Below are 22,378 nucleotides of genomic sequence, written 5' to 3' on the forward strand. Positions count from 1 at the left end.
ATTCTTATACAATTAGTTTTCAAATTCTCGCAATACTGCTAAATTTTCATCATCCTCGATAAGTTCAGCGAAAAATCCTGACTCATCCTCACGAAGTACAATTTCAAGTTCTACCTTCGCCTCTTCCATTCTGTTTAACTGTGCTAAATAGCAAACACGATCATATCTTGCTAACAAATCACTCTCATCCATTGTTAATATTTCATTTGCTATTTTCTCTGCCTTTATTGTTTGGCCGGCACCATGATAAGAAGATGCTAAAGAAAGAAGAATTGCTGTTTCATTCGGATGATGTATCGAGGCATTTTCTAATACATGAATTGCCTCTTCAAACCTCTCTTGACTTTGATATATTTCTCCTAAAGCAAGAAACGCTCTACTTACAAATGGTGTTTGCTCCGTTAATTGTAAGGTAATCTTTTCTGCTTTTCTTTCTTCCCCTGCTTTAAACAATACTTGCGCATGCAGAAGAAGAGTATCGTAATCATCTGGTAACTCTCGAACCATTTGCTTCGTTAATTCCGACGCATCCCTTATCATATCCTCTTCATCACACTCTATGAAAAGATTTACAAGTTGCTTCGCTACATCGTAATCCCATTTACTTTCTAATGATGTTTGCAGTACATCTATCGCCTCTTTATACATCGCCACATTCTCGTAAAATAGTGCAAATCGCTGCGCTGCCATACTATTTTTTTGATTTAACTTTAATGAGATTTCATATAAATCAATGATTGTAGTAATAATCGAAATTTCTTTCGCACGGTTTTTCATGCGATAAAAAGCTCTTGTAATTATGGATTTCTTCGGCTGTTCATTTTGTTGACGTTCAATCCATCTTTCCGTCACCGCAGATGCTGCATACATAAATGCCATACTTCTTTCAGCTTTTTTCACTTTTAGTGTATGAAGAAAATCTCGTATGTTAGACCATTTCTTATGTTGTTCTATCGCTTTTACATATACATCAAATATACGTTCATTATTTATATCTTTTTGTATAACCTTCATTGCAATTTCAATTGCTTTTGCATTTCTATTTTTCACTAATACTTTTGCATAATGATATAAAACTTCTGTATGCTCGCCATCTAATCTTAGTGCCTCTTCAATCTGCGCTTGTTCTTTATCTATTTCATCCATCGCTCCATACACGTATGCAATCGCATCTAATCGCCATATTTCAGGTACTTCGTTCGCTAATTTTTCTAGCTCAGTCAGCAATTCTTCCTGAAGATTCATTTCTACTGAAAGTTGTGCCAAATATTCCATATTAATGTGCAATGGTTCTTCTTTCATCGCCTGAACCATATGACTTTGTTCTTTAAAACGGTTTTCTTCTTTTTCGTATATTTCCGCAAGCTGTAAATGTACACCAACGAAATTCCCATCAAGCTCTAAACATGTTTCATACGCTTGTTTTGCTTCCGTCAATTGTCCTAATGCCATAAGTGTTTCACCAATTCGGTAATACGGTAATGCCGTTTCTTTTTGTTCTATCGCCTTATTATATCTTTTCATCGCTTGGCCGTACTGTCCAATAGATTCATATAAAATACCTGTATAACAACCGTACTCACTTACTTCATTTCTTTCTTTGTGTATCGTTCTTAAGAATGCTATTCCTCGTTGTACAAATACGGTTCCTTTAATTCGATTCACATATTCATCTAACGCACTTGCTACATTATATTCGCTCTGCTTTATACCACTCTCTAACTTAGACAATGCTACTTTAAATCCTTCTTCACTTCCACCAAGTTCAACCTCAGCATCCCATAAAACCATTCCCGCATTCATAAGAAAATCTTGGCTCTTTTCAATTTGTTTTTCAATACCGAGAATATATTCTTTTGCTTCCTTGTATTGTTCTCTTGCCATATAAACTTGTGTAAGTCCGAAATGAGAATAAACATCATCATGATTTTCTTCCAAAGCACGAGTATACAATGTTTCTGCTTCTTCCAGACTATCATTTTGGAAATGGTAATCACCAAGTTTTACGTATAGAGGTGACTTATCATCACACTTCTCAATACCTTTTAATAAAACTTCTTTCGTACTTTCTTCATCCTTCAAATCAGATTCGTATATTTCCGCAAGTTTTGTATAAATATAAGGTGCATTACTATCCAAATGAATTGCTATTTTAAGCCCTTTTATTGCTAAATATAATTTCCCTAAATGATGCGCACATCTCGCTCGCTCATACCATACATGTGCTTCATTTTTGTATTCTTTTAACAAATCATTAAAGATTTCATACGCTTCTTCATATCTTTCTAAATCTATTAATATTAATCCGTGATTCGTTAAAGTGAATCGTTCCGGGCTACGCTCTAAAGCTACTTGAGAAAACTGCAACGCCTTTTCAGACTGATCGATATACATATACGATAAAGCGAGAAAACTCCAAGCAATCGGCTGATCCGCGTCTAATTGTAACGAGGAACGAAAACTTGAAATTGCTTCTATATAACTTTCCTGCTCAAAAGCATACCTTCCGTTTATTAAATGATATAATGCACGATTATTTTTCTTCTCAACACTCGCAAGCATGTACCCAGCTTTTTCTAACTCTTCAAGGCGAATAAAGCACTGTGCAGCATGTAATTTAACAAAATCTGAGTTAGGAAACTTCTCCATTAACTTTTCAATACAAGATATAATAAATTCTTTATCTACTTCAACATCTAAATGCTTAATCGTATATAACCATGTATTCGGATTATCACTCGTCTCTTTTAAAAACTGTACTAAGTCATGAATCCCAGCTTTATCTTGTTCATCTAAATGATCCGTTAAAGAAAAAATAGATTTGAAATAATCATTTTCTTCTTCATTTAAAAATGATAATTGTTCCTTCTTTTCTTGCGGAACAAACGTAATTGCTAAACAACCTGTATAACGATATTTTTCTTGTAACTTACTATATTCCACAATAACTGGCTCTATAAAGTTCGGATCTTGAACATAAAAGGCTTGTAACGTATCATCATATCCAGCTAGTACTTGTACATGTGAAGCATGCTCAATATCTATACTTAATAATACGGGGATCCCCTGATTTAACAGTCTCTTATAATTTTCTACATTCCCTTTAAAATAACGATATTCATAACCTAATTCTTCTAAATAAGAAACAGTATCTGAAAACTTCGAGCCTGTCATATCAAAAATAAACTCTGCTATTTCATCTTGTGTCCGTTTTTCTCCCCAAATTTGCAACATCATTTCTAAACTTGTTGGTACGCAATAATTATCCTTTTGTACAATTGGAACTATTGGTAAGTGAACCTTTTTTCCATCTGGATTTTTTGCTAAATTATGATATAAAGACCCTTTTAAACTTTTTTCTTCTTGTAATAACTGTTGTAAATCTACAAGTTTATTCATTTTGTAAAGCGCTTCTGCACGTAAATGTACAAAATAAGCTTTATACGCATGATAAGGAAGCTGATTATTTATGTTATCTATTACCGCTAACATTTCTTCATACTTTCCTAAATCTAATAAATATTTTACCTTTTCAAAATGAAAATATGGTACTTGCGGGAACTTTACAATCGCATCATCAATTAGCTGCAATGCACGTTTTTGTTCTCCTTTATTCGCATATAACTGTGATAATAAATAGGTAGATAACTCTTCGCAATCTTTATGCTGCATACCAGCTATAAATTGTTCTTCTGCTCTCTCCCATTCACCTGTATGCATATAGACGTAGCCCCATTTATCAAATACGGCACGTTCACTGTACTCCTCTGCCTTTTTCATATAATAAAGAGCTTCTTCATTTCGTTTCATTTCCAACAAACATCGTACTAACGTAAAATATGTTTTCGCCAAAAGATCAACTTCAATTTCTTCTTTATTTACCTCTTCTAATGAATCTTTTAACAGCTGTTCTGCTTCAAGAATTTTCCGCTCATCAATTAACTCATCACAATATAAAGAGAGTGTTCTCATATTTGGGAATTTTTTATAGGCGTAGCGAATGAGGAATGAACTGTATTGGTGCATAAGCCCTTCATCAGTAAGGCGAATTAATATATCAAACTCCTTATGTGAAGGAATATTAACAAGCCAATTCTTCACATAAGATAAAGTATTCTTTTCTTTTATATATGAAATTTCATTATTTATTTCCTGTAATCCATCTATAAATATCTTTTCTTTCAAACAAGCATCTAACTGCTTAAAATCTAGCATGTATTCACCTCGAATATTTATTTATACTGCTACTTGCTTAGATTTTACACATCATATTGTATGTATTCAACTAAAATCTCCTATAATGGATGGTATTAATTAATATTATTCAAATTTATAACAAAATATAGTAGAAATGATTGTTTTTCTCTGTATTTTGTTTGATTATATGGAATAACGTAACATGTGGATCTTATTTTTATATAGCTGTAATCAGTACATGAAATTATATCGGCGATAATTCAAATATATCGACCGATTCTTAAAATATATCAGCGATTATATATCGAATATCGACTTATCGACATTCAGCGACATTTTTCATCGTATTACTACCTTTTAACATACTATTTCACCAAATGTAATTCTCATATTCGGAGCGTACACTAATGAAGAATGTATATGAAATGCTTTAAAAAATCGTAGTTCAGCTTCATATTGAGCTAGCGCATCATCATATGTTAATCCTCTGTCTATTAAACGTCCTATAAATTGCTGTTTATCACCTGGATTCCCCGCAATCCCCTCTTCCTTTAATGAATGATACAACTTCGCTTTACCATTATGGTGCATATTAGAATCTAAAAAGTTCACTTTATCACTTACTCTACATTCAATATTTTCCACGCCTAATTCACTTAAATATATCGGTATTTTCATACCAATATTTCCTTCTTTTCCGCTTCTCTGTGTGTCACTTTCAAATAACTTCTGCAAAGTGCCTAACCTAATAATTTCCGATTGATTCTCCCCATCTAAAAAGTATGAAGACATATTTGATATCCAATGTGGTTCAAAACAGATTATTTTCCCACCCTTTTTAACTGAATGAATCATTTTTTGTAGCGTCGTTTTTGGTGAACTCATATGTAACAAGAAAGCATGACAAATTGCTATATCGTATGTATTGTTCAATTGAATTTCTGTAGCATCTCCTTCAAGAAATTGTGAGTCATACGGAAGTAAACGAAACAATTCTCTCGCTTCAGCTAATAATGTTCCCCCGCTATCAATGCCTGTATACTTTGATCCCTTTGGAAGTAAGGGCATTAATATTAAGCCTAAATAACCATATCCACAACCGTAATCAACGATATGTACTGGCTTAGTGATTCTCCAAACTGTATTTACTAAAAAGCTTACATAATCGTCATTGTAATATAGATCTCTCGTATTCTTTAAATGCGCTAGTTTACTGTTCCAATCGTACGTTTCCAAGTTTAACGCCTCCTTTAATATACACCTATTACAATTCTCCATTTAACAAAAACATTCCTACGCTTTAAACAATCCTCCAAATATAGTTTTGATAATGGGAAAATACTGCTTACACCGTTCCTATACAAAATAAAAAAGGCATACATATCTGTAATGATACATACACCTTTTTATGTTACATCTCCTCAGGTGCCTCCACCCCAAGTAAACGTAACCCCTCTTTTAATACAACCGTCACAGCATACACTAATGCCAGTCTACTGTCTTTTTCGGCGTTTTCATCTAATATACGCACATTTCCATAATATTTATTAAACAATTGTGCCACATCTAATACGTATTTCGAAATAACCGATGGCTCATTTTTGTTACATGCTGCTTCAATTACTTCTGGGAATTTGTTTAGTAATTTTACGATATTCCAACTATAATCATCTTTTAAGGTAAACGTACACGTTTCAAATTCTACACTTTCTTTTCTTAAAATAGAGCAAGCACGTGCATGTGTGTATTGTACGTACGGGCCTGTTTCCCCTTCAAATTTCAGCATATTTTCTAATGAGAATTCAATATTATGCATACGCTCATTTTTTAAATCGTGGAAGATAACTGCGCCTACACCGACTTGCTTTGCTACTTCTTCTTTTTGTTTTAAGTTTGGATTTTTCTCTTCAATATTTTGTTTTGCAAGTTCGATTGCTTCCTCAAGTACTTCTTCTAGTAAAATAACTCTTCCTTTACGTGTCGACATTTTCTTACCATCTTTTAAAATGAAACCAAACGGTACATGTTCCATGCCATCAACCCAATTGTAGCCGAGCTTTTTTAATACAGTGAAGAATTGATTGAAGTGTAAACTTTGTTCTGGGCCAACTACGTATAACGCTTTATCAAAACCAAATGTGTTTTGACGATATAGAGCTGCCGTTAAGTCACGCGTTGCGTAAATCGTCGCACCATCTGATTTTCTAATTAAGCAAGGCGGCATGCCCTCTTCTTCTAAATTAACGATTAATGCACCTTCTGACTCTTCAAGTAAATCATGTTCCTCTAAAATCCCAATAAAGTCTTCCATTAAATTATTATAAAAAGCTTCTCCTTGAAAATTAGTAAATTCAACACCGAGAAGTTCATAAATACGAGAAAATTCTTTTAAGGATTCGTGACGGAACCAATTCCAAAGTTCAACTGCTTCTTCATCACCTTCTTCTAATTTCTTAAACCAAGCACGTCCATCTTCTTCTAGTTCTCCGTCGTCTTTTACCTCTTCATGAAATTGAACATATAATTTAAATAGTTCACGTATTGGATCCTCTTTCACTACTGCTTCATTGCCCCATTTTTTATAAGCGGTAATTAACTTTCCAAACTGTGTTCCCCAGTCTCCAATATAATTAATCCCTACAACTTCATAGCCACATTTTTCAGCGATATGTTTCAATGAATTTCCAATCATTGTAGAACGTAAATGCCCCATTGAAAAAGGTTTCGCGATATTAGGAGAGGAATAATCGATAACGACCGTTTTTTCACATCCAAAATGATTTTTACCGTACTCTTCTTTCTCCGCTAAAATCGTTTTTAATACTGCATCACTTACTGTATCACGATTAAAAAATACATTTACGTAAGGACCAACAGCCTCTACTTTCGCAAAAAACGGATCACTTAATTTCTCTGCAACTTCCTTTGCGATAATAGCTGGTGATTTTTTATATTGCTTCGCAAGTGAAAAACATGGAAATGCAGCATCTCCGAATTCATCTTGTTTCGGTGTTTCAATTAAATCTAAAATTTGCTTTTGCGTTAATTCATTCGTAAAAATATTATATAAACTTTCTGCAAACTGCGTTTTATAATCCATACTACAACCTCCTTATTTTTTAAAACACAAAAAACTCGTCTCTAAAAAAGAGACGAGTTTGAACCCGTGGTACCACCCTTGTTGTTCATTACGAACCACTTTCCCGTTTATAACGAGGACAGGGGGCCTCGGCTTACTCTACTATTCGTTCAAGAAGCATCTCCGAAGTGCGCTTCATCTTTTTCTTCCGCACTAGGCTCACACCATCCCTAGCTCGCTTTCCTTCTAAAAAAGACTACTCTCTTCATCACAGACAGTATATTTAATTAATTATTGCTTATTATACATCTTTTCAAACAATTAGCAAGAGTCAATTACACCAAAGTGAAACTTAGCACTTTTTCTTTTGTATACGTGAAAATTGTGTTTTTCAAATCTAGAACTACGAAAATGATCTTTTAAAACGACACGTTTTCTCGCCACTCGTTTTGCCTCCGCAATTGTTTCGTCAGTAATATCATGATACAAAGCGAAGTGTTTTAATCCTTTAATTCCATCTGATTCTATAACAGTTTCTTCAAACATTGGATCAAGATACACAACATCATAGCTATTGTCTCCACATTGTTTTAAAAATGCGTAATGCTCTGTTTGCTTCACATCGATTCGTTGCATTGCTTTATCAATTTCAGAAACGGATGAAGACCATGTTTTCAAACCATTTTCCATAATATAAGCCATATACTCATTGCCTTCAAGTCCGGTTATTTTCCCGCTTTCACCAACAACATAACTCGCTACAATACTATCTGATGCCATACCGAGCGTACAATCTAACACTGTCATTCCACTCTCTAATTGCGTGGCTTGTACAAACGGGTCGTGTTCTCCGCGCATTAATCTTTTCACACGAAACATCGCTGAGTTTGGATGAAAGAAAAATGACTCTTCCGTACCTTTCGGATAAATAGCTAATCGATTTTTTCCTACAACAAGTACATCTTGTTCATACTGCTCATGCAGTTTATGTACTGATATGTCATTACGTTTAACGAAAGAAGTATTTAATTCTGCTGCTACCTTGTTTGCATAATCTGTCATTTCTTTGTTCGTTCTTCCTGCTGTTGTTACGATCATTGTTTCACCTCTATATAAAGAAAAGAGGGAGATTTACTCTCCCCCTTCTTTAGCAATTCTTTTCGAAAGCTTGTTCTAAGTTCGTAATAATTTCGTCCATAGTTGCACCTTCAATTTCATGACGGTGAATGAAGTGAACAACTTCTTTTCCTTTTAATAATGCCATAGATGGTGAAGATGGAGGAATTTCTCCGAAGTATTCACGCATTTTTGCAGTAGCATCTTTATCTTGACCTGCAAATACAGTTACAAGATGATCAGGTTGTTTTTCAGCACGAACAACTGCTTGACCTGCTGATGGACGTGCTAAACCAGCTGCGCAACCACAAACAGAGTTTACAACTACTAAAGTTGTACCCGTTGTGTTTTCCATAAATTTTGTTACAGCTTCTTCTGTAGTTAACTCTTCAAACCCAGAGCGCACTAATTCTTGACGCATTGGGATTACCATTTGGCGCATGTATTCTTCATAAGCATTTGACATCTTGTAATCTCTCCTTCAACTTTCATTCCAAATTCATCATATCACGCTCTATTAATAGGTGCAAAAGAAAGATAACGATGATTTTATTTTTTTGTAAGGATTTCACAAATCCCTTCGCGGCAATGTCCAACTGGGACAAGTTTTCTATTGTTAGCGATATAATCATATACTTTACTTCCAAATCCAAGTACGATAGATAGCTTTATAAAAGGCACCGCAAACCAATAAGATGGAATGGACTTTGCTAATACATGTATGCTACGAATGCCGTCATACCACTTATTATTTTTAAAAATATACAATCTTTGTTCCATCTTACTTTGTAGTTCTTGAGAAAGTTCATACTTCTCAACTACCTCTTTATCTCGAAATGAAACAAATTTCACCTTACCTTTTTTATCTAATTTTTTCGTACGATCTGCAACCGCCGTACACATCGGACACCAACTATCATAGAAAACAATCATACATTATTCCCCTTTACGAGACTCCGTCATTTGTTTCCATACAGAACCTTTTGCTTCTTCGCCGCCTTCAATACGCTCTAATGCTAGACGAGCTTGCATCGCTACTTCAAACTCTGGATCATCTTGCGCTGCTTTTAATGCTGGAATCGCACTTTCATCTCCAAGTTCAAATAAGAACATTGCTGCACGCCAGCGTACTAATTTACTTGAATCTTTCAGAGATTTAATCATAACAAACATCGCTGCCGGATCACCTACATCTGATAAACAATCGCCCGCTGTACGGCGAACACTTACTGAACGATCTAATAGCGCTTTATATAATAACGGCAATACTTCATCACCTTTTACCATACCTAAATACGCTGTTGCTAAACGGCGAATCGAAACTTTTTCATCATCTAACGCCATCTTCAACACTGGCATATCTTCTTCAGTAGGATCCATTTGTTCTAATGCTGCGAAACGTTTTTTCCAGTCAGCATCCTTCATCATCTCTTCTGTTACTTTATATGGCTCACGCTTTTGAATCGTTACTTCAACAGCACCTGCCTGATTTAATAATTCTTTGACCGTTTCATTTACACGTTCTTCTGAATAAGCAGCAACAATCTCTTCTACTACTTCTTTCCCGATTTCTTCAAAGTTACCGTAACGTGTACTTTGTTCCACCCATTTACGCTCTTTTACAACGTTTGGTGCAGACATTTGAACTTTCATAATTGATTCTTTAAAACGATCAGGTAAGCCAACACGCTCTTCAGTCGTTCCATCTGTTAACTTTACTTGCATTGGAATTGTAAAGAACATTTGAACAAACACTTTCACTTCCCCAAAATGAGCAAGTTGTTGTTCTTCACTTTCTTCTACTACTTCTTCACCGAAAACAGCACGAACTTGTTGTAATAAAACTTTCCAGTCATACTTCGCATTTCGCTCCACTGCTAAAAAGTCAGCTACATGATATACACCTTTAATGCCTTCAATTTTCAAAATTTCTTGCACTTGCATTGGTGCTTGTTCTTTATTTTCATTTGTATAATTATTACGTGCTCCTGATGGTAATACTTCATTTAAAATAACTTTCATTGTATTTGGACTTGGCGTCGGTTCAATTGCTTTAATCTTCACGTAAAAAACTCTCCTTTATTGCATGTTCTTAGCTGTATTGTAACATGTTATCACGCTATACTCCTACTCGAATGCTTAATTTTACTCTTTACTTTTCTACATTTCTTAGCAGTTTCATTCATTTTATTTTCACCTAATCGTTCCATAACTATAGTTAAAAGTATAATTGACAATTACATAAAAAGGGATTAACCTTAACTCATAAAATGACCTTGGTCATTTTATGAACAAAGTCATTCAAAGGTGGAGTGATAACAAATGAACAATGTCATAATTATTGGTGGCGGTATTGCTGGTCTATGTGCAGCAATTTCCTTACAAAAAATAGGATTAGATGTAAAAGTATATGACAAAAATACTGAACCTACTGTTGCTGGTGCAGGTATTATCATTGCCCCAAACGCGATGCAAGCACTGGAACTATACGGCATTTCTGAGAAAATCAAAAAATTCGGCAACGAAAGTGACGGTTTTAACCTTGTATCCGAAAAAGGTACTACTTTCAATAAGTTAATTATTCCAACTTGCTATCCAAAAATGTACTCCATTCATAGAAAAGATTTACACCAATTACTACTTTCTGAACTAAAAGAAGATACTGTCAAGTGGGGAAAAGAATGCGTAAAAATAGAACAGAATGAAGAAAACGCCTTAAAGATAGTATTTCAAGATGGCAGTGAAGCACTCGGTAATATACTCATTGCGGCTGATGGTATTCATTCTGTCGTTCGAAAACAAGTAACACAAGGCGATAATTATCGTTATGCAGGATATACGTGTTGGCGCGGCGTAACTCCTACTAAGAATCTTTCTTTAACAAATGATTTTATTGAAACTTGGGGAACAAACGGTAGATTTGGTATCGTCCCTCTTCCTAACAACGAAGTATACTGGTATGCGCTCATAAATGCTAAAGCTAGAGATCCAAAATACAAAGCTTACACAACAACAGATTTATATAATCATTTCAAAACTTACCATAATCCAATCCCATCTATTTTACAAAACGCATCGGATGTTGATATGATTCATCGTGATATTATAGACATTACGCCAATGAAACAGTTTTTTGACAAACGCATCGTATTTATTGGGGATGCTGCCCATGCACTTACTCCAAATTTAGGTCAAGGTGCTTGTCAAGCAATTGAAGATGCGATTATTCTGGCTGAATGTATCAAAAATAATGCTTATTATCGTCAAGCATTTACAGAATTTGAACAAAAACGACGAGATAGAATTGAAAAAATCTCAAACACTGCATGGAAAGTTGGAAAAATGGCGCAAATAGAAAGTAAACCTTTAACTATAGTAAGAAATAAAGTAATGAAACGTATTCCAAAATGGATTTCTGAAAGGCAAGCACATGAACTATACAACTTTCATTTATAATAAAAATAAGAAACAGCATTCTCTATCCTTCTTTCAATTACATTAAACTTAATCATGAAGTAAGATTTTATTTGAGATTATCTATTAAACAGATATAATTGTTTGTGTTAGGAGTAGATTATATGCTGAGAGAAACGAGAAAAAAAGAATTAAAAGAACTTATATTCCTAAAAGCAGTACAACTCTTCCAAGAACGCGGGTACGAAAATGTAACGGTTCAAGATATTACTACTGCATGTGGGATAGCGAAGGGCACTTTCTTCAACTACTTTCCGAAAAAGGAGAACATATTATTATTTTTAGGTGATTCTCAAATTGAGCTATGGAATGAAAGTTTAAAAACTTACGAAAATGTGGAACATCCAAAAGAAAGAATCAAACTTGTTTTAGGCGATTTACTGGATCGATTTACTGGACATGGTGATTTAATGAAGCATGCCGTCTTTGAGATTATAAAGTCAAACTACTTAGTAGAAAATGAATTAAAAAGTATACAACAGCTACAAGAAGGTTTGTCTTCAATTATTACAGAAGCGAAAGAGGCAGGAAAATTAAACAGTCAATGGGATATAAATATTATCACTTCTACTGTTATGAGCACTTATTTTTATACACTAATGTCGTATTCGCTACTACATGGAAATGAAATCAATGCGAAAAATATTCTCAATCAACAATTAGATGTTGTTTGGGAAGGTATTAATCAAAAGTGATAGAGGGCTATGTTACTAGACCCTCTTATTGCGATGCACCTTCGCGCCTTCTCTCCAAAAATGTAATGCTCTCAATCACGACTTCCGTTATATATATTCTCTTTCCTTGATCATCCTCGTAATTCCTCGTATGAATACGTCCGGTAATTCCAACAAGAGACCCTTTCTTACAATATTCAGTTACATTCTCAGCCGATTTTCGCCATATCACACAATTAATAAAATCTACTTGTTGTTCACCTAAACTATTTCGAAATCCTCTATTCACCGCAACACATACTCGTGCATACGCGACGCCTTGCTTTGTGTAGTATAATTCTGGCTCCTTTGTCAATCTACCGATTAATACAACTCGATTCATCATAAGTTATACCACCTCACATATTTTTCTTCATTGTAAATAAAAATGTATGAAGGGTAAAAAGCGTAAAATAATATATTTTAAAGTAAAAAAGATTATTTTTTATGCTATAAAAGAAAAAAAGAAACCTTACATATTTTAAACATGTAAGGTTTCAAAATTTATACTTCACTGCATGAAATGTAATATCCTCCACGGGCCATCTTTATTTCCGCACGATACAATACTTCTTCTAAGTAAAAAGTTATCGGTTTTACTTTACTCTCAAATTTCAGTTGTTCATTACATTCAGCTGCATAACTTTCAATAGCTGAAGTAATAACTTCTCCCGATGGATACGTTAAAGCATCATCTAGTTCTATGAAAAAACTTTTAGAAAATAGTTTTTTCATAATCCCTTTCTTCTCTTTCATCATATTCCATCCCCTTCAATTTAAGGTTACCAACATCCATATTATACCACATCATCAATTTATCTTTGAAAAACAAAAAATCCTGCATTTTTCATGCAGGATTTTTTATTAGTCATTTTTCGTAAAGTAAGAAACGAAACGAAGAATTTCTAAGTATAACCAAACTAATGTAAGCATTAGTCCCATTGCAGTGTACCACTCCATATATTTCGGAGCTTGACTACGTACACCATTTTCGATTAAATCGAAATCTAGTAATAAGTTTAATGCAGCAACTACGATAACAACTGCACTAATAATAATACCAATCGTACCGCCTTGGTGAATGTACGGAACCGTTACACCAAACATGTTTAGTAGAAATACTACTAAATACATAACCATAATTCCAAGTGTTGCTGCCATCACGCCTGTACGGAATTTATCCGTTACTTTTACTACACGTGTTGCATATAACACTAACATTGCAAATAGAATTGAGATTGTTAGTAAAACAGCATTTAAAACGATTGAATCGCCAAATTTCATTGTATAAACCGCTGAAATACTACCTAACACAACCCCTTCTACTGCCGCATAGATTGGTGCACCAAAAGGTGAAATACGTGGGAAGAACATAGACGCAAATGCGATGATTGCCGCAACGATTAAAGCACCAATTAATACTGGCATCTTCATCGTACCCTCCATCATCTGTATGTATGAATAGACAGACGTTGCAAGTAGCAAGATAAGCATAATAAACGTTTTGCCTACTGTTCCGCCAATAGTCATTGCAGAAGCGCTTGCTCCCTCTTTACGGAATGCCTCTTTTTTCAACATTGGATTAGATGTTCTCATTTTTTCCCTCCTAAAATAGGTTCTACCAATAGTGTAAAGTTTTTCTCTTTACTTTTCAATATATGCAGCTTGTTTTTATTTTAATCCTTCAACAATGTCGGATAGTTCACTCCATCTTTCCATCGTTTTTTCTAGCTCTTCTTCTGTTTTTTGCTGTGCTTCAGATAATTCTTGTGCTTTTGTGAAATCAGAACCAACATTCGCAAGCTCTTCTCCAATTGATTCTAGCTTTTCTTCAAGTTCCGCAATTGTATCTTCAATAGTTTCCCATTCGCGCTGCTCGTTATATGAAAGTTTACGCTTACGTTGTTGTTTCGGTGCTTCTTCTACTACTTTTTTCTCTTTCTGCACTTCCGCTTTCTCAATAAGTTCTCTCGTTTTTTCCATTTCTAAGTAATCAGTATAGCTACCTAAAAATTCACGTACTTCTCCTTCTCCCGTAAAGATGAACAATTCATCTACTACTTTATCTAAGAAGTAACGGTCATGCGATACAGTTAAAACGACACCTGGAAAATCTTCTAAATAATCTTCTAATACAGTTAATGTTTGTGTATCTAGATCATTCGTAGGCTCATCCAGTAATAGTACGTTCGGTTCTCCCATTAGTATACGTAATAAGTATAAACGTCTTCTTTCACCGCCAGATAATTTGCCAAGCGGTGTACCATGTGAATGCGGCGGGAATAAGAAACGTTCTAACATTTGAGACGCACCAATTACTTTTCCATCTGTCGTATGAATAACTTCCGCGATTTCTTTAATGTATTCAATCATACGTTGATTTAAATTCATTTCTTCATTTTCTTGCGTATAGTAAGCGATTTTTACTGTTTGCCCAACTTCAATTTCACCACTATCAGGAGATATTTTACCTGCAAGCATATTTAATAGCGAAGATTTCCCGCTTCCATTCGCTCCAATAATTCCGATACGATCGCCTGGTTTCACGATATGATTAAAGTTGTTTAACACCGTTTTATTACCAAATTTTTTCGTTACATCTTTTAACTCAAGTACTTTTTTCCCTAGGCGGCTACCGCTAAGTGCAATATCAACAGACTGTTTGGCAGCTGGGCCTTCTTGACCTTTTAGCTCATCAAAACGTTGAATACGTGCCTTTTGCTTAGTCGAACGAGCTTTTGCACCACGGCGAATCCATGCTAATTCGCGGCGATATAAGTTTTGACGTTTTGATTCTTGCGCAAGTTCTTGTTCTTCACGAAGTGCTTTCGCTTCTAAAAACGTACTGTAATTCCCTTCATAACTATACAGTTTTCCATTATCTAATTCGAAAATACGATTCGTCACACGATCTAAGAAATAACGATCATGGGTTACAAGTAATACTGCACCTGTGTACCTTGCTAAATATTCCTCTAACCACTCAACTGTTTCATGGTCAAGATGGTTCGTAGGCTCATCTAAAATTAATAGATCCGGTGTTTCAATAAAACACTGCGCCATCGCAATACGTTTTTTCTGCCCACCTGATAAATTTCCAACAGTTGCTGTGAAATCAGTAATTCCTAATTTCGTTAATAACGATTTTGCATTCGCATTTGCTTCCCACGCACTCATCGCATCCATACGTTGTTGCACTGCAAATAATTGTTCCTGTACTTTTTCATTGCTTGGATCTTTTTCGATATGTAATAGCGCCTTTTCATAGTCACGAAGAAGACGAATTAAAGGTGTATCACCATGGAAGACTTGTTCTAATACTGTTAATTGCTCATCAAACTCTGGCTGCTGTGATAAATAACTAATTGTATATCCACGTGAATGAGTCATATCACCTGTATCAGGAATTTCTGCCCCTGCAATAATTTTTAATAAAGTTGATTTACCAGTTCCGTTTACACCGATAATTCCGGCACGTTGTCCTTCTGCAATACTAAATGATAATCCATCAAATAACGGTTTTTCTCCATATGATTTTGATAAGTTTTCCACAGTTAACATTTTCATATTTGTGCATTCCACTCTTTCATAAATTGTTCCATAAACTGTTCCATATAACGATGACGAACTTCAGCCTCTTGTTTTGCTGCATTCGTATTCATTAAGTCTTTTAGTTTTAAAAGTTTTTCATAAAAATGATTTAAAGATGGGTCATTATTTTTTCTATATTCATCTTTCGTCATCACTTCACGAGGAGGAATAGTTGGATCATACATTAATCTCCCTTTCGCCCCGCCATACGCAAATGTGCGAGCTATTCCAATTGCACCAAGAGCGTCTAAACGATCTGCATCTTGAACAATCTTCCCTTCAATTGACTCCACTTTACCGCCATGACCACCTTTATAAGACATATTGGCGATGATATGAAGAACATGCTTACTTTCCTCTTCTTTAACATGTAACTCTTCTAACCAATCAGAAACTTTTTTCATTCCTGCTTCTTCACTTTCATTTAACTTTTCATCTGCTACATCGTGAAGTAATGCTGCCATTTCAATTATAAAACGATTTCCTCCTTCTTGCTCAGATAAAGAAATCGCCAGTTTATGTACACGCTCAATATGATACCAATCATGCCCACTCGCATCTTTTTCTAAAATATGTTTTACAAAAGTAATTGTTTTTTCTATCTTTTCTTGTTTTGTCATTTTATCTTCACCCAGTTACTTATTGTAACACGCCCGCATTTTTTCATCACATATTTTCTTGTCCGCCCATACACTAGGTGGTAGGCATCATCATGAAGGAGGAATAAATATGTTCTATAATAATCAACCCCCTTACCCAAGGCAACCATTTTACCCTCAGCAACAGGAACAAGAACAAAGATATACAGAACAATATGAAGAACAAGAGTTACAACAGCAAGAGCAACAATATGAACAAAATCCATACGCAACACCGCAATATCAAGAAGCTGATTATCCACACAATCCATATACAGCGCCGCAAACTCAAGAACAACAATTTCAACAAAACTCATACGACACACGTCCAAATTATGAATATCCTCAAAATCCATATGCAGCACCGCAAAATCAGGAACTTCAATATCCACAAAACCCATATGTAACACCACAAACTCAAGAACAACAATTTCAACAAAACCCATACCCAACTCAGCCACAACAAACTCAATACCAACAACAAATGTATCAACCAAACTACGACGCACGTGTCTCACCACCTAAACCGCCAACATTAGATATTACACAACCACAAATTTTACCGCCTGGACCAACACTGGATATTACACAGCCTCAAATCTTACCACCTGGACCAATTACAGAACCAACGCAACAACAGATTCAACAAGTTGTCGGTACACAGTTCTTACCTTTAAAGAAACCTGTACTTGATTTCGTAAAACCTTGGGTAGATTACGGTTTAAATGAAGCAAAACATACATCACATAAACACGCTTTAACAGAAGTTGCTGCCATTATGTTTTTAGTTGGAAAAGGATTCAACCCGACGATTGCACATTATATTGTGGAATCTTGGGAGAAGAATGAGCAGTTTTAGTTTTATTCATCTTATGTTATATAAAAAGATAAAAGTGCCACAAATGTTTGCTATGCAAACATTTGTGGCACTTTTTATTTTTCACGTTATATCTTTTCTAAAATAGTATTAAATTAATCTCGTCTTCCGTTCTTCTATCCGAATTACTTTTCCACTTTGATATACAAATGATTGTTCAGCAAATCTACTTTTAGGTGGTTCTATTAGCTGAACCTGACCATTTTTAACAATATATATTCCGTTTATTTTCAAATCAATTTCAGCTGTCATTTCAACAAGATTTTCTTTTCTAATTCCCACCAAGATTACTCCCATATGTTATAATTACTTTGTCGAAGTAAGTGGTTTTATTCATCCACCACGCGAGTAAAGGTGTGAAAATTTTTGAGTAATATGAATAAAAGCCGAATTGAAATTCTAAAAATGAAAGCAAAAAGAACTGGTAGTAGAAAAGAATTGGTAGACGAACTTTCTAATATTGTTACAGTTTCTATGGACTCATTTATGGATCCAGAATCTAATGATTTATTTTGTAAAGACTTATTTAATACGCTAACACAAACTTCAAACATAAAAAACTTTGGTAGCACTAATTATGAAGAAAATAGAAGACTATCAATAGTACTGTTAAAAGAAACAGCTAAAACCACTAAATTTCCAGTTGATCAAGGGAGACTCTTTTTCTCTAAGGGTGGTAAATTTGAAGCAGTTAAACTGAACATTGCTGAAGTATTTGAGAATTTAGAAGCGTTATCAACCATATCAAGATTTCTAACTGGATATGCAGATTTTGTATTAGCTAGGGATGATTTAGAATTCGGGATCGTTATTGAGCGCACTGAATACCACTACGAATTCAGTATGTGGGGTGTATCCACAATATGAAATACGAAAATACAAAAGACCACTTCAAAATGAGAGTGGTCTTTTTATTACTTTATCTATCAGTTTTTTCAAATCCCACTTATCAATACTCTTTTTTAAGAACGTTTCTTCCTAGGACCTATAATCAATTTAATCGCCGTTCTTTCTTGATCATTAATAGTAACCTCTTGAAACGCTGGAACGAAGGCTAAGTCAATACCACTTGGAGCAACAAACCCTCTTGCGATCGCAATTGCTTTAATTGCCTGATTTAAAGAACCCGCCCCAATCGCTTGAATTTCTACATTACCACTTGTTCTTAGTACACCTGCAATTGCACCTGCCACTGAATTTGGTTTTGATTTTGAAGATACCTTTAATATATTTTCCATGTAAGTTGCTCCCTCTATTATTTAATCGCTCTTTTGTTACGGTTTAAAATATTTCAACGTATCTTTTACTACTATTCACACCAAAAGCAAACAATACTACATATGTACATTCATTCGATACTTTTTCTCTTCTTCCTGCCGTGCCACGTAAATAAAGGTCATCGACTCCAAACCTTATATATATAAATATTTAAAAAACATAAATTCACTTAAACAATCACATCATTGTAACTGAAGATACTCGTTTTACTTTTGTAGGTGCAATTACAATATAAAAAGCATTCCTGCTACATTTCAAGAATTCTCTACCAAATACTTAACCTTTGTACCTTTTTGTTAATCTAATAAACATGAAAAGTACCGAACTTTACTACTACAAAAGTTCGGTACTTTTTTTCTCATTCTTTCTTACTTCTCCACATAAACGGACTTAACAATTGTACGATTGTATGGTTGCCCTTCTTTATTCATCCCTTTTATATCCATCGTAACGTTATATACTCCTGGTTGCTTTATGTCCTTCAAAGCACCAGTAAATGTATTGTTATTCACATTTTGTAATTCAGTATATTCAGAGACTAGTTTTCCTTCTTTATTCACGACTCTTACTGTTATAGAAAGATCCCCTTTCATTTCAGGTGCCACTGGTGATTTTTTCAGTTTATACTCAGATTTATTCGGTTTTACTTTTGTAGGCATTTGAAGTACAAATGGCGCGCTGCCCTTGTAATCGCTTACAATTAAATATGCATCTTTCGACTGCTTCGCCATCATTTTAACTTTCCATTCTCCTACATCCATTTTATCAAATTTAAATGTTTTAATTGTCGCGCTACCAAAGAAAGATTCATCTTCACCAGTAGTTATAACACTATCCTTATTTGTATACATTTTTCCTTTTGGAGATATCATTTGTACTTCCACATCAGAAGAAGCAGTTAATATTGAAACGATTCCTTCTGCCTTTTTATCAACCGTAACAGTTTGCTCTATCCACTGATTTTGTGGCAATTCCCCTCCTAAAATGCTTTGATTTGAAGTTGTATTTAATTGTTCTATATTTTCATTTGAACTAGTGCTGGATGCTACTAAAGCTGGAGCTGGTACATTTGCTGTACGTAAATATGGTTCAATTCGTGAGAAAACAGCAGATCCTTTTCGTATATTATCATGATCAAATCTAGCATCTGTAAATAAATGCGTTCCATACGGCAACTTAGCACTCCACTCATTTACTAGTCCATCATTTGAACCGTATGATGACAAATATAATCCACCCATTGATAACGCCGAAAATACAGGGCCCCAGCTAGTCCCAGTAACTGTATAATAGCGGTTTAATTTAGCTGCTGGATTATTATCAATCGTTGAACGAAATTTTGCCATTTCGCCCATTTGTAATGAATACGTACCATCATCTTTTTGACCTAATATAGAAGCAAGCCATCCTGCCCACCAACTATATGATAAATCCGCTAAGTTTGATCCATGATGTGGCGTCGCAAGTGTAATAACATTTCCGACAAATCGATTTGCCCCATATCCTACTAATGCAGCTTGTGTATCGATACCACCTTTACTATGTGCTACAATATTAACTTTTTTACCGAAATGATTATATATTTCTTCTAATTTTTGTGCTAACAATTTTCCGTTATCCCACTGACTAGCTGACCCTTTTCCAGCAGCATCATATAATTGTATAAATACTGTTTGATAGCCAGCCTTCAAAGCATAGTCATACATATCATTTATATCGTGATACACTGTCTTTCCATACCAACTATCAGCATTCCCATTCCTTCCTTGCACAAAGAGAATTGGAGGCTTATTCTCATCATAATTAGCAGGCTTTTGGCCTAAAAACCATTCTCCAGGTGTAAAGACTTCTTGATCTGGAAAACCTGTTTTAAGCTCTTTTACAACTTCTGCTCGCACATTTGTGCTAATCATTGGAGCCATAATAAAAAATACAATCAGCAAGGCAACACATCTTCTCATCAATCTCATGTTACTCCCCCCACTTTTTTTGAAAGAAGGTGCTCTTTGTAATATTTTTTATCTTCTCTCTTAATACTAGATAATCTTTTTATTTAAACAAGATCTTGTCCCTCTTCTCAAGAGATTACTAGTATCCCTTCTTCCTTAACACACGTTATTCTCTTTGATTCAATCTCTTCCTTTTGAGTGAATGCTACAAAAAAGTTTCTCAACAATTGTTAACTTTACTGAATCTAAATATCCCTCAATTATTATTGTTTATATAAAGCATACAAATCTTGAAAAAACTTTAGTAAAAAAACACTTTATTACCAGCCAGTTATAAAAAAAGGTAATGAAGATATGTGCTTTTATTTAATTAAATACAAACTAAACGAAATAGACGCTTATCTTGTAAGACTTTCCTACCACTAAATATTAAACTGAAATTTCCGAATATAAAATAAGATTTCCAGAAACATATATTATGATAATTTTCGCAGACTTGAATTAAACCTTTAGAAGTACTAACCTATCGGTGAGCAGAAGAAAATTCTGTAAAAAGAAAGGAGAATACTTTATGATGACCGATTTACAAAAGGAGTTTTTTAAACGATTAAAAATTCCTGCAAAAGAAATAACATTTGATGATTTAGATGAAATTCTCTTAAAAATGGGATTGATTCTCCCCTATGAAAATCTCGATATTATGGCTGGTACTATTAAAAACATCTCAAAAAATAACTTAATAGAAAAGTTACTTATTCAAAAACGAGGCGGTCTTTGTTATGAATTAAACTCCTTATTGTATTACTTTTTAATGGATTGTGGATTTCAAGTATATAAAGTAGCTGGTACTGTTTATGACCTTTATGACAATAAATGGAAATCTGATGATGGTCATGTCATTATCATATTACATCATAATAATAAAGATTATGTTATAGACGCCGGTTTTGCCTCTCATCTACCTTTACATCCAGTCCCTTTTAACGGAGAAGTCATCTCTTCTCAAACGGGTGAATATCGAATTCGCAAACGAATTACCCGAAAAGGTACACACATTTTAGAAATGAGAAAAGGAGCTAACGGGGAATCTACAAATTTCTTGCAATCTGAACCTTCAGATGAATGGAAAATAGGCTATGCCTTCACTTTAGATCCAATAGATGAGAAAAAGGTGAATAACATTCAGAAAGTCATTGTAGAACATAAAGAATCTCCTTTTAATAAAGGAGCTATCACTTGTAAATTAACTAATTATGGTCACATATCATTAACAAATAAAAATTATACAGAAACCTTTAAAGGCACCAAAAATAAACGTCCAATAGAATCAAAAGATTATGCTCGCATTCTTCGTGAATCTTTTGGAATAACACAAGTGAAATATGTAGGAAAAACACTAGAAAGAGGTTAGTTGACTAAAAGTATTTCATAATAAAGCAGATTCCATATTTAGAATCTGCTTTATT

The 22,378-nt window shown here is 34.4% G+C and carries 20 protein-coding genes and 1 other annotated feature; of the genes, 5 read left to right on the forward strand and 15 right to left on the reverse strand.

Annotated elements, in window-relative coordinates:
• Nucleotides 1–12: 12 nt before the first annotated feature.
• The 7 genes from ACVWY7_RS06875 to ACVWY7_RS06905 all read right to left on the reverse strand — a co-directional run bounded on the left by ACVWY7_RS06875 (nucleotide 13) and on the right by ACVWY7_RS06905 (nucleotide 10,456).
• Nucleotides 13–4,215, reverse strand: coding sequence for a tetratricopeptide repeat protein (locus ACVWY7_RS06875; RefSeq protein WP_456523717.1), 4,203 nt, complete (start codon nucleotides 4,213–4,215; stop codon nucleotides 13–15).
• 339 nt (nucleotides 4,216–4,554) lie between these two features.
• Entirely contained in the window at nucleotides 4,555–5,433 is an 879-nt protein-coding gene (locus ACVWY7_RS06880; protein WP_139242238.1) for a class I SAM-dependent methyltransferase, read from the reverse strand.
• A gap of 175 nt (nucleotides 5,434–5,608) precedes the next feature.
• On the reverse strand, nucleotides 5,609–7,297 hold the full coding sequence (argS, locus tag ACVWY7_RS06885; RefSeq protein ID WP_000385018.1) for an arginine--tRNA ligase: 1,689 nt from the start codon (nucleotides 7,295–7,297) through the stop codon (nucleotides 5,609–5,611).
• A 45-nt stretch (nucleotides 7,298–7,342) separates the two neighbouring features.
• Nucleotides 7,343–7,557, reverse strand: a binding site (T-box leader).
• Nucleotides 7,558–7,597: 40 nt separating this feature from the next.
• Entirely contained in the window at nucleotides 7,598–8,374 is a 777-nt protein-coding gene (locus ACVWY7_RS06890; protein WP_456523718.1) for a class I SAM-dependent methyltransferase, read from the reverse strand.
• 49 nt (nucleotides 8,375–8,423) lie between these two features.
• Nucleotides 8,424–8,858 carry a BrxA/BrxB family bacilliredoxin gene (locus ACVWY7_RS06895; protein ID WP_000063714.1) on the reverse strand — a complete coding sequence of 145 codons (435 nt, stop codon included), beginning with the start codon at nucleotides 8,856–8,858 and terminating at the stop codon, nucleotides 8,424–8,426.
• Between the two features lie 83 nt (nucleotides 8,859–8,941).
• On the reverse strand, nucleotides 8,942–9,325 hold the full coding sequence (locus ACVWY7_RS06900; protein WP_105989492.1) for a thiol-disulfide oxidoreductase DCC family protein: 384 nt from the start codon (nucleotides 9,323–9,325) through the stop codon (nucleotides 8,942–8,944).
• A gap of 3 nt (nucleotides 9,326–9,328) precedes the next feature.
• A complete protein-coding gene (locus tag ACVWY7_RS06905; RefSeq protein WP_000692579.1) occupies nucleotides 9,329–10,456 on the reverse strand; it encodes a conserved virulence factor C family protein in 1,128 nt (375 codons plus the stop codon).
• A 258-nt stretch (nucleotides 10,457–10,714) separates the two neighbouring features.
• Between ACVWY7_RS06905 and ACVWY7_RS06910 the strand changes: the two genes are divergently transcribed.
• Together ACVWY7_RS06910 and ACVWY7_RS06915 are read left to right on the forward strand one after the other, a co-directional pair.
• The gene (locus ACVWY7_RS06910) at nucleotides 10,715–11,848 is read left to right on the forward strand and encodes an FAD-dependent oxidoreductase (protein ID WP_001066848.1); all 1,134 of its coding nucleotides are present in this window, start codon (nucleotides 10,715–10,717) and stop codon (nucleotides 11,846–11,848) included.
• A 122-nt stretch (nucleotides 11,849–11,970) separates the two neighbouring features.
• On the forward strand, nucleotides 11,971–12,561 hold the full coding sequence (locus ACVWY7_RS06915; RefSeq protein WP_000943175.1) for a TetR/AcrR family transcriptional regulator: 591 nt from the start codon (nucleotides 11,971–11,973) through the stop codon (nucleotides 12,559–12,561).
• Nucleotides 12,562–12,586: 25 nt separating this feature from the next.
• Here ACVWY7_RS06915 and ACVWY7_RS06920 read toward each other — a convergent pair whose 3' ends face one another.
• The 5 genes from ACVWY7_RS06920 to ACVWY7_RS06940 all read right to left on the reverse strand — a co-directional run bounded on the left by ACVWY7_RS06920 (nucleotide 12,587) and on the right by ACVWY7_RS06940 (nucleotide 16,790).
• Entirely contained in the window at nucleotides 12,587–12,925 is a 339-nt protein-coding gene (locus ACVWY7_RS06920) for a single-stranded DNA-binding protein (protein ID WP_000982026.1), read from the reverse strand.
• A 158-nt stretch (nucleotides 12,926–13,083) separates the two neighbouring features.
• On the reverse strand, nucleotides 13,084–13,338 hold the full coding sequence (locus ACVWY7_RS06925) for a DUF4318 domain-containing protein (RefSeq protein ID WP_000975123.1): 255 nt from the start codon (nucleotides 13,336–13,338) through the stop codon (nucleotides 13,084–13,086).
• A 105-nt stretch (nucleotides 13,339–13,443) separates the two neighbouring features.
• Complete coding sequence (locus ACVWY7_RS06930; RefSeq protein WP_001260645.1) at nucleotides 13,444–14,175, reverse strand: Bax inhibitor-1/YccA family protein; 732 nt, start codon at nucleotides 14,173–14,175, stop codon at nucleotides 13,444–13,446.
• 75 nt (nucleotides 14,176–14,250) lie between these two features.
• Nucleotides 14,251–16,146 (reverse strand): ABC-F family ATP-binding cassette domain-containing protein, encoded by a 1,896-nt coding sequence (locus ACVWY7_RS06935; protein ID WP_000783200.1) that lies wholly within the window; start codon nucleotides 16,144–16,146, stop codon nucleotides 14,251–14,253.
• Nucleotides 16,143–16,790, reverse strand: a complete 648-nt coding sequence (locus ACVWY7_RS06940; RefSeq protein WP_456523719.1) for an HD domain-containing protein — start codon at nucleotides 16,788–16,790, stop codon at nucleotides 16,143–16,145. Before ACVWY7_RS06940 ends, ACVWY7_RS06935 begins: the two co-directional genes overlap by 4 nt.
• Nucleotides 16,791–16,899: 109 nt before the next feature.
• Between ACVWY7_RS06940 and ACVWY7_RS06945 the strand changes: the two genes are divergently transcribed.
• Complete coding sequence (locus ACVWY7_RS06945; protein ID WP_307878867.1) at nucleotides 16,900–17,667, forward strand: hypothetical protein; 768 nt, start codon at nucleotides 16,900–16,902, stop codon at nucleotides 17,665–17,667.
• Between the two features lie 108 nt (nucleotides 17,668–17,775).
• Here ACVWY7_RS06945 and ACVWY7_RS06950 read toward each other — a convergent pair whose 3' ends face one another.
• Entirely contained in the window at nucleotides 17,776–17,967 is a 192-nt protein-coding gene (locus ACVWY7_RS06950) for a DUF3954 domain-containing protein (RefSeq protein ID WP_000512849.1), read from the reverse strand.
• An 84-nt stretch (nucleotides 17,968–18,051) separates the two neighbouring features.
• On the opposite strand from ACVWY7_RS06950, the gene ACVWY7_RS06955 reads away from it, so the two are divergent.
• A complete protein-coding gene (locus ACVWY7_RS06955) occupies nucleotides 18,052–18,552 on the forward strand; it encodes a YxiF family protein (RefSeq protein ID WP_000069079.1) in 501 nt (166 codons plus the stop codon).
• Nucleotides 18,553–18,647: 95 nt separating this feature from the next.
• Here the strand turns inward: ACVWY7_RS06955 and spoVS are convergent, their stop codons facing one another.
• Both spoVS and ACVWY7_RS06965 read right to left on the reverse strand, forming a co-directional pair.
• Nucleotides 18,648–18,923: a stage V sporulation protein SpoVS gene (gene spoVS, locus ACVWY7_RS06960; RefSeq protein WP_097952820.1), complete on the reverse strand. Its 276-nt coding sequence runs from the start codon at nucleotides 18,921–18,923 to the stop codon at nucleotides 18,648–18,650.
• Between the two features lie 408 nt (nucleotides 18,924–19,331).
• The gene (locus tag ACVWY7_RS06965) at nucleotides 19,332–20,933 is read right to left on the reverse strand and encodes an esterase/lipase family protein (RefSeq protein ID WP_456523720.1); all 1,602 of its coding nucleotides are present in this window, start codon (nucleotides 20,931–20,933) and stop codon (nucleotides 19,332–19,334) included.
• A gap of 550 nt (nucleotides 20,934–21,483) precedes the next feature.
• On the opposite strand from ACVWY7_RS06965, the gene ACVWY7_RS06970 reads away from it, so the two are divergent.
• Nucleotides 21,484–22,323 (forward strand): arylamine N-acetyltransferase family protein, encoded by an 840-nt coding sequence (locus ACVWY7_RS06970; RefSeq protein ID WP_456523721.1) that lies wholly within the window; start codon nucleotides 21,484–21,486, stop codon nucleotides 22,321–22,323.
• Nucleotides 22,324–22,378: the final 55 nt, after the last annotated feature.

Source organism: Bacillus sp. TE9106W, assembly GCF_054062215.1.